The organism is Cuspidothrix issatschenkoi CHARLIE-1 (genome assembly GCF_002934005.1).
In the GTDB taxonomy this organism is placed as follows: domain Bacteria; phylum Cyanobacteriota; class Cyanobacteriia; order Cyanobacteriales; family Nostocaceae; genus Cuspidothrix; species Cuspidothrix issatschenkoi.
In genome coordinates this window covers 1-8,596 of sequence record NZ_PGEM01000122.1, presented here as the reverse complement: position 1 = coordinate 8,596, position 8,596 = coordinate 1, and the positions used below count along the sequence as shown (strand labels likewise).

Below are 8,596 nucleotides of genomic sequence, written 5' to 3'. Positions count from 1 at the left end.
GGCGATTTTACTTTTCTTCACACACCTTTAAATTTTTCGGTTCACCTACTTAGATGAGTTCTATAGTCTAGGAGTAATTCATGAATTACCCCTAGTACAGCACGGGGTAAATAAACCAACAATTATAAATCTCCCAAAAGCCTATACTGTGTTCGTTTTAACTTTTGACTTCCGCCCTGCGGTACTAGTGTTTCTAATTTTTCACTCCTACCCATTGAGTTACGGGAGACATTGCTTTCCAACCTAAAAATTTACCAATAGGTTCAGCGCGTTGAATAGCAATGCGGCTGAAATTTCCTCCCACATTTTCATACCATTGATATAATCTTTGTTCACCGTCTAAAGTCACAACATTAACTACCATTCTGCCTCCTGGTAGTAAAGCATGCCAACAACTTTCTAATATTTCTGGTGTCGTGACACCCCCACCAATAAAAATGGCATTTGGTGGGGGTAAAGTGGGAACTATTTCTATACTTTTTCCGGCAATAATTTGTAAATTTGGTGTTCCTAAAGCGGCCGCATTATCAGCTATATAATTTAGTCTAGTGGAATTTTGTTCAATAGCGATCGCTCGACATCTTCTATCACTTCGCATCCACTCGATGGAAATAGAACCACAACCAGCCCCCACATCCCACAGCAATTCTCCAGGGTTAGGTGCTAAACTCGATAATGTCACTGCCCGTATTTCCCGTTTTGTTAATTGTCCATCATGATGAAAAATATCATCGGGTAAACCAGGAAATTTCGATAAACCAACTATTCCTTTATCTGCAATACATTCCACGGCAATAGTATTTAAAGCCGCGATATTTTTTTCTTGCCAATTACTAGCTATGTCTGTGATAATATTCTCATTAATATTACCCATTTTTTCTAAAACGGTAACTTGACTATTACCATAACCGCGATTTATTAACATTTGCGCCACATGAGCCGGAGTATGTTTTCCCTCACTTAAAATTAATAATTTTGCACCGGGATAAATATAAGATTGCAGTAAGGACACCGGACGACCACATAAACTTAAAGTTTCGACTTCTGTTAAAGACCATCCTAGTCGAGAACAAGCCAGACTAAAAGCCGATGGTGCAGGAATAATTGTAATTTCGGAAATAGGAATATCTTTCAGAATAGTTGCACCCACACCATAACATAGAGGGTCGCCACTGGCTAAAATACAAACTGCTTGACCTCGACGACTGATAATGTCGGTTATGGAAGTTTGAAAAGGTGATTTCCAGGGAATTTTTTCCCGGTGGTCGGCAGGGGGTAACATGGAAAGATGACGTTCCCCTCCAAAGATAATTTGAGCTTTATTTAAGCAGGAAACAGCTATGGGACTTAACCCTGCTAAACCATCTTCACCGATACCGATAATTGATAACCATTTTTGCATAATTTGTGAGGTTGTTTGTTTTGTTGAAATATCGCTTTTATTAGCTTACCGTGAGGGGATATGAAGTTAGCGGTTTGAGTTGAATAAGAGTTTTGTTTTGCGTAAATATGCAAATAAGAGAGCGTAGTGTATTGTTTTTACAATCAACTAAATTAGTGTTATAATTGTTATAGCTATTTCTAAGGAGAAATTGTGATCCGGATTTGTCTAGCACTTACAAAACTCAATATAAAAACGGATCAATTATGAAAGATGTTAGATGAAAAAATGAACCCACCCCAAAATACTCTAAAATAAACTATATCAACACAATCGCCATACCCAAATGAGTAGAGAATTTAATGTAATTATTGAACGAGATGCTGATGGTTACTTTGTCGCATCTGTACCCAGTATCCCTGGTTGTCACACACAAGCAAAATCTTTAGATGAACTAATGCAACGTATTCGAGAAGCAATAGAACTGTGTTTAGAAATAGATGAAAATCAAATAGAATCTCTGGAATTTGTAGGTGTTCAAAGAATTGCAATTGAAGTATGAGCAAATTGCCAAGTTTAACGGGAAAGGAAGTCATAGCAGCACTTGGTAAAGCTGGTTTTGAAGTAGCAAGAGTGCGAGGAAGTCATCATATCCTTATACACAGTGATGGACGAAGAACAGTTGTTCCAGTACATTCTGGTGAAACAATTGGGACTGGATTATTAACACAAATACTTCGTGATTGTCAATTAGATAGGGAAGATTTTAGGAACTTACTTTAAAAGTTCCTGATTCAACTTATGAGTCATTATTTGGAGAAATTTTGATCCAAAAAGTCTTACAAAAGTATCCTATTAAAATAATCTTGCAGCAGATGGGTAGACTGTGATTATTGTCAAGAAGCAAAGTTAAATCATATTAATAGCCAAAAATACCATATCATGGTAGACTACTAAATCTTAGAGTTGGGAAACTTCGGTGTAATTCCGGGACTGTGCCGCAACTGTAAAGCAATTGGAGATGCTTGGATATTGTCAAAAGCCAAAATCTCAAATTGAGTAAGTCAGAATGCCAACTCTAGGGTGTTAACTACGTTCTGTCTCTGCGTCACACAGAGAAGGGGTGATACTTTTGCAAATTCCATTTACTGCCTGTCCAGGGTTATTTTACACCACGTCCGCCCAAGATGGTTTTCTCTATCGCTTGAGAATACCGGGGGGAATTATGAATCATCAACAATTTACAGCGATCGCAGATATAGCTGATAATTATGGTCAAGGCTATATTGATATTACTAATCGGGCTAATATTCAAATTAGAGAGATTAAACAAAGCATTAGAATAGAAGTCCTTTCCCATTTACAAGCATTAGGTTTAGGTTCTACCAATGCAAAAATAGATCATATCCGCAACATCATGACCAGTCCCACGGCGGGTATTGATAGAGAGGAATTACTAGATACTCGTCCCTTGGTGAAAGGGTGGGAAGAATACATTCACTCCCATTCTCAACTTAGTGAATTATCAGCAAAATTTAGCGTCTGTTTTGATGGTGGCGGTAAGGTTGCCGTAAAATATCAACCTAATGATATTATATTGGCGGCCGAATTAATTAACAGCAATGTCTATTTGCGGTTATATCTCAGTTATGGAGAAAAAGGAGAACCAGCGAAAGATACAGGAATTTTATTACAACCAGAAGAGATAATACAAGTCTTAGCAGCATTAGCACAGACTTACCTCAACCACATAGATACTAACAATCATCCCAAATCACGTTTACGAGAAATCATCAATAACATCACAATTGAAAACTATCTACAGCAAGTTAAAGAAAATCTCAACCTGGATATATTTGATATTACAAAAAAAACTCTTTACACATCTACAACTCCAGATGATATAAACCATATTGGCATTCATTCCCAACGCCAACCCGGATTATATTATATGGGTATAGTCTTACCTCTAGGCAGATTAGAAACTTGGCAAATCAGAAGTTTAGCGAATATTGCCAAAAGATATGGTGATGATAATATCAGGTTAACTCCTTGGCAAAACTTGCTATTAACCGATATTCCCAAACATCAAATTATCCCAGTTGAGAAAGAAATCAGTGACTTAGGTTTAAACTCATCACCAACTAACATCAAAAGTTTCCTAGTAGCTTGTTCTGGGAAACGAGGTTGTGCTAGGTCGGCCACAGAAACTAAAGATGATGCTATAAACTTGGCAAAACACCTAGAACATTTTATGATTCTAGACTCACCTGTGAATATTCACTTTAGTGGTTGCAGTAAATCTTGTGCTCAACACACTCAAGCTGATATTACCTTACTAGGTATTACCACAGAAACCCCTGGCTATCAAGTTTATGTTTTGGGTCATTTACTTTATGAATATGTGACTATAGCGAAAATTCCCAATTTGATTCAAGAAATGTTGGCAGTGTATCAAAAGCAACGATTCGGTTTAGAGGAAACCTTTACCCAATTTATTACTCGTCATAGCCAGCAATTACACCAATTATTTAGCAAAACTAAAAAATACCATGTTTGATTACATCCGTGATGGTGACGAAATATATCGTAATTCCTTTGAAATTATTCGCGCTGAGTCTAACCTAGAGGGATTACCTCCAGACGTAGCTAAAGTTGTAGTACGCATGATTCATGCCTGTGGAATGACGGATATTGTCAAAGATTTTCAATATTCACCCACAGCAGTGGAAGCCGGGAAAAAAGCCCTGATGGATAAAGCACCTATTTTGTGCGATTCTCACATGGTAGCCCAGGGAGTAACCAGAAAAAGATTACCGAAAAATAACAAGGTGCTTTGCACTCTCAATGACCCGGAAGTACCACAGTTAGCCAAAAGATTAAGAAATACAAGATCCGCATCTGCCCTAGAATTATGGCGTTTTCATATAGAAGGGGCAATAGTGGCTATTGGCAATGCACCCACAGCCCTATTTAGACTATTAGAAATGCTGGATGAGGGAGTACCTAAACCTGCCTTAATCTTAGGTTTTCCCGTGGGTTTTGTGGGTGCAGTAGAGTCAAAAGTCGCTTTAGCCGCAGATAGCCGAGATGTACCATTTTTAACTTTGCATGGTAGAAGGGGCGGAAGTGCGATCGCTGCTGCTGCTGTTAACGCCCTAGCCAGTGAGGAAGAATAATGGCTAAGTCTGGAGGTCGTCTTTATGGAATTGGGGTCGGACCAGGAGACCCAGAACTGATTACTTTAAAAGCCTTGCGTCTTCTTCGTGCGTCCCCAGTTGTGGCCTATCAATCAGCCGTAGACCGGGAAAGTATCGCCCGGAAAATAGTCGCCCCCTATCTTCCTGGTAATCAAATTGAGGTACAATTTCATCTCCCTCGCGCCTTAGAACCAGAAAAGGCCAAATCTATCTATGACCAAGAAACTCAGCCCATTGCCGACCATTTAGCAGCAGGTCGAGATGTGGCGGTTATCTGCGAAGGAGATCCGTTTTTCTACGGTTCATTTATGTATCTTTTCACTCGTTTATCTGAACAGTACAAAACGGAAGTTGTTCCTGGAGTCTCTTCCCTCATGGCCTGTCCTGTGTCCTTGGGTTTACCATTCACCTATTACAATGATGTCCTCACGGTTTTACCCGCACCCTTACCCATAGAAGTCCTTACCAGTAAACTCCTCACCACCGACGCAGCGGCCATTATGAAACTTGGCCGCCACTTTACGAAAATCAGGACTCTTCTCCATGAATTAGGACTGGCTTCACGGGCTAGATATATTGAACGTGCCACCACCACCCAACAGCGCGTAGTCCCCCTAGATGAAGTTGACCCGGAGGAAGTACCTTATTTTTCCATGATTGTTATTCCTACCAAAAATAAATTGTAACCCACAACAAATCCATCTCACCCCATCCCGTAGGGGTGAAGCATTCGCACAAAAAAACTATGCCACAAACAGATAAATTATATTCATGTATTTAAACTACAGAAAGGGCGAAGCATTCGCACAATAAATTATCTGTTTATATCTAAGATTATCCTCCGAATGCTTCGCCCCTACGTCCTATATCCCACCCAAAAATCCTATCGAAAACTATGCCACACACAGATAAATTGTATTCATGTATTTAAACTGCGGAAAGGGCGAAGCATTCGCACAATAAATTATCTGTTTATACCTAAGATTATCCTCCGAATGCTTCGCCCCTACGTCCTATATCCCACCCAAAAATCCTATCGAAAACTATGCCACAAACAGATAAATTATATTCATGTATTTAAACTGCGGAAAGGGCGAAGCATTCGCACAATAAATTATCTGTTTATATCTAAGATTATCATCCGAATGCTTCGCCCCTACGTCCTATATCCCACCCGGAAATCCTATCGAAAACTATGCCACAAACAGATAAATTATATTCATGTATTTAAACTGCGGAAAGGGCGAAGCATTCGCACAATAAATTATCTGTTTATACCTAAGATTATCCTCCGAATGCTTCGCCCCTACGTCCTACATCGTTTAATATCATTTTCATTTTATGAATGTCAATAGAAATTTAATTTATGACCTATAATCCTCATCTTCATCATCGCCAGTCTATCAGATTGAAAGGATATGACTATACTCAAACAGGAGCATATTTTGTCACCATTTGTACTTATCAACGTAATTGTTTATTTGGTGAAATTGTAGATGGTGAAATGAAATTGAATATATCTGGGGAAATAGCAAAGAGTTCTTGGTTATCTATTACTCGGTATTTTGCAAATGTAGAGTTAGATGAATTTGTGATTATGCCTAATCATTTACACGGGATTATTATTATAGTTGAAAATGAAGTTAAGCAAGATTTTTCAGAAAATCAAAATTTACCCAGCCAATGTTTCGATAATACAGGAATTAAATCTGTGAAAATTAATGGCACACAATCACAATCTTTAGCAGCAATAATTCAAAATTATAAATCTGTTTCTAGTCGCAAAATTAATCAGATTTATCAGGCTAAAGGAAATGTGATTTGGCAACGTAATTATTATGAACACATTATTCGCAATGCAGAAGTATTTAATCAGATTCATCAGTATATTCTTAACAATCCCATAAATTGGCAAACAGACCAAGAAAATCCCCAAAATTTACAAGCTGTGCGATAATCTGGATTTATTAGCAAATATTTTTATGAATAAAAGGGTAGCCCCGGCGGTTATAGTATTGAGTCAAAATAGCGTTATCGTGGGGCGAAAAGTTACTAACTTTGTAGTCGGTGCGAAACTATATGGTTTAGTTAATCGTACCCATGATGTTGATATCAGATTTACCAATTTTGGCGAAACTGTAAGGGAATTATTCGCCATGGGTACACCCATAATTGGTATTTGTGCGGCGGGGATTATGATTAGAACAGTTGCACCTTTATTAACAGATAAAGGACAAGAACCACCAGTTTTAGCTGTAGCTGAAGATGGTAGTGCCGTTGTTCCCCTTTTAGGTGGGTTGAGTGGTGTAAATGATTTAGCGCGTCAAATTGGAGAAGCCCTAAATACTAAGCCAGCGATTACTACCACAGGAGATATCCGCTTTCATACGGCTTTGTTATCACCTCCCTCTGGATATCGTTTAGCTAACCCTGAACAGGGGAAAAAATTTATCGCTGACTTATTAGCTGGCGCAAGAGTGAAGTTAGAGGGAATAGCACCTTGGTTAAGTGAGAGTAATTTACCTATTGATGAAAATGGCGAGTTAATTATTAAAATTACCGAAAATTTGGGTAATTACGACTCTAAATGTTTAGTTTATCATCCTGGGAAAATTGCGATCGCTTTGCTGGCCGAAGACAACGCTCTCACAACTCCAAAACCAGACACCATTACCCAAATTCAGCACATCCTCACAGCGTCTAATTTAGCACCTGGAGCAATTGCGGGCATATTTGCGCCCTTGCACTTGGCCAATAATTCCCAACTTCACGCTGTAGCTCAGGCTTTGGCAGTTCCTACCCGCTTTTTTCCCGGAAATGACTTTTCCACTGCTTCCGCCCTAGCCTTGGCGGCTACAGGTGCAAATGGGGAAATTATTTCCTCTCCATCCCCCTCCCTTGCCGTTGCCATGTCACCGCAAATTATCAACCCTGCCACCATCGGACAACCCCAGGGCAAATTAGCGATTATTGGTACGGGTCCAGGTGCATCTCAATGGATGTCACCGCAAGTACAAGAAATTCTCGCCTCAGCCACGGATTTAGTAGGGTATAAAACATATATAAATTTAATCGGTTCTCTCGCAGATGGCAAGTATATCCATGAGTCAGATAATCGCGTTGAGGCAGAAAGGGCATATCAGGCGTTAGAGTTAGCAGCCGCAGGTAAATATGTAGCGGTTGTATCTTCTGGCGATCCCGGTATTTACGCAATGGCGGCGGCGGTTTTTGAAGTTTTAGACCAATATCATAAACCAGAATGGCAAAGTATTGATATTCAAGTTGCCCCTGGTATTTCTGCCATGCAAGCCGCCGCAGCTAATATTGGTGCGCCCTTGGGACATGATTTTTGTGTAATTTCCCTCTCAGATATCCTCAAACCTTGGGAAATTATCGCCCAGCGGATCACGTCTGCGGCGGAGAGTGATTTTGTGATTGCTTTTTATAACCCTGTATCAAAAGAACGTACATGGCAACTAGCCACCGCCAAAGAGATTTTATTAAAATATCGTCAACCTGATACCCCAGTTATTCTGGGACGGAATTTAGGACGACCGGGAGAAAAAGTAACAGTTATTACCCTAGAAGAATTAGAACCCTCATTAGCAGATATGCGAACTGTAATTATTATTGGTTCTTCCCATACTCGTAAAATCCAGCAAGATAATCATGCTTGGGTTTATACTTCTCGTAGATATCATGGTCAAGTTTGAAAACAGATCCCTGACTTCAGAAGTCGGGGATCTAAAACCAACCCTAGGAGATAAACACCATCTAATATCAAGATATAATTCATGCGATTATGTCTAGTTTATATCTGGAAAAGACTTGATTTTTTGATTTTCATCATCAACAATAAAAGCATCATGTTCCAGACATGATTGTAGCCAATAAAAGTGACAGAAGCCCTTAGAAATGTCCGCCTGTGCGGACATTTTATTTCTTATCAATTGAAATTAGTGTTTAGCTTGAAGCTTTTTAGTGAACTACCACATACTGACCTTCGGTACAGTGT

General features: G+C 39.3%; 8 protein-coding genes and 1 riboswitch. Of the genes, 7 read left to right on the top strand and 1 reads right to left on the bottom strand.

What is annotated here, in order from left to right; translation table 11 throughout:
• Positions 1 to 193: 193 nt before the first annotated feature.
• Positions 194 to 1,402, bottom strand: a complete 1,209-nt coding sequence (gene cbiE, locus CUN59_RS15795; protein WP_104388743.1) for a precorrin-6y C5,15-methyltransferase (decarboxylating) subunit CbiE — start codon at positions 1,400 to 1,402, stop codon at positions 194 to 196.
• Positions 1,403 to 1,727: 325 nt separating this feature from the next.
• On the opposite strand from cbiE, the gene CUN59_RS15790 reads away from it, so the two are divergent.
• The 7 genes from CUN59_RS15790 to cobJ all read left to right on the top strand — a co-directional run bounded on the left by CUN59_RS15790 (position 1,728) and on the right by cobJ (position 8,294).
• Entirely contained in the window at positions 1,728 to 1,943 is a 216-nt protein-coding gene (locus CUN59_RS15790) for a type II toxin-antitoxin system HicB family antitoxin (RefSeq protein WP_104388742.1), read from the top strand.
• Positions 1,940 to 2,164, top strand: a complete 225-nt coding sequence (locus tag CUN59_RS15785) for a type II toxin-antitoxin system HicA family toxin (protein ID WP_104388741.1) — start codon at positions 1,940 to 1,942, stop codon at positions 2,162 to 2,164. The genes CUN59_RS15790 and CUN59_RS15785 overlap by 4 nt, the downstream gene beginning before the upstream one ends.
• 159 nt (positions 2,165 to 2,323) lie before the next feature.
• Positions 2,324 to 2,510, top strand: a riboswitch (adenosylcobalamin (AdoCbl) riboswitch).
• Entirely contained in the window at positions 2,505 to 3,941 is a 1,437-nt protein-coding gene (gene cobG, locus CUN59_RS15780; RefSeq protein ID WP_243406966.1) for a precorrin-3B synthase, read from the top strand. (Overlaps the previous riboswitch by 6 nt.)
• Positions 3,934 to 4,560, top strand: coding sequence for a precorrin-8X methylmutase (locus tag CUN59_RS15775; protein ID WP_104388740.1), 627 nt, complete (start codon positions 3,934 to 3,936; stop codon positions 4,558 to 4,560). Before cobG ends, CUN59_RS15775 begins: the two co-directional genes overlap by 8 nt.
• Positions 4,560 to 5,267, top strand: a complete 708-nt coding sequence (locus CUN59_RS15770) for a precorrin-2 C(20)-methyltransferase (protein ID WP_104388739.1) — start codon at positions 4,560 to 4,562, stop codon at positions 5,265 to 5,267. The genes CUN59_RS15775 and CUN59_RS15770 overlap by 1 nt, the downstream gene beginning before the upstream one ends.
• A 680-nt stretch (positions 5,268 to 5,947) precedes the next feature.
• Complete coding sequence (locus CUN59_RS15765) at positions 5,948 to 6,538, top strand: transposase (RefSeq protein ID WP_104388738.1); 591 nt, start codon at positions 5,948 to 5,950, stop codon at positions 6,536 to 6,538.
• A gap of 25 nt (positions 6,539 to 6,563) precedes the next feature.
• Positions 6,564 to 8,294 (top strand): precorrin-3B C(17)-methyltransferase, encoded by a 1,731-nt coding sequence (cobJ, locus tag CUN59_RS15760; RefSeq protein ID WP_104388737.1) that lies wholly within the window; start codon positions 6,564 to 6,566, stop codon positions 8,292 to 8,294.
• Positions 8,295 to 8,596 lie beyond the last annotated feature (302 nt).

Excerpts from the sequence above, each read along its gene's own strand:
- cbiE (WP_104388743.1), bottom strand. The coding sequence starts at position 1,402 with ATGCAAAAATGGTTATCAATTATCGGTATCGGTGAAGATGGTTTAGCA.
- CUN59_RS15790 (WP_104388742.1), top strand. The coding sequence starts at position 1,728 with ATGAGTAGAGAATTTAATGTAATTATTGAACGAGATGCTGATGGTTAC.
- CUN59_RS15785 (WP_104388741.1), top strand. The coding sequence starts at position 1,940 with ATGAGCAAATTGCCAAGTTTAACGGGAAAGGAAGTCATAGCAGCACTT.
- CUN59_RS15775 (WP_104388740.1), top strand. The coding sequence starts at position 3,934 with ATGTTTGATTACATCCGTGATGGTGACGAAATATATCGTAATTCCTTT.
- CUN59_RS15770 (WP_104388739.1), top strand. The coding sequence starts at position 4,560 with ATGGCTAAGTCTGGAGGTCGTCTTTATGGAATTGGGGTCGGACCAGGA.
- CUN59_RS15765 (WP_104388738.1), top strand. The coding sequence starts at position 5,948 with ATGACCTATAATCCTCATCTTCATCATCGCCAGTCTATCAGATTGAAA.
- cobJ (WP_104388737.1), top strand. The coding sequence starts at position 6,564 with ATGAATAAAAGGGTAGCCCCGGCGGTTATAGTATTGAGTCAAAATAGC.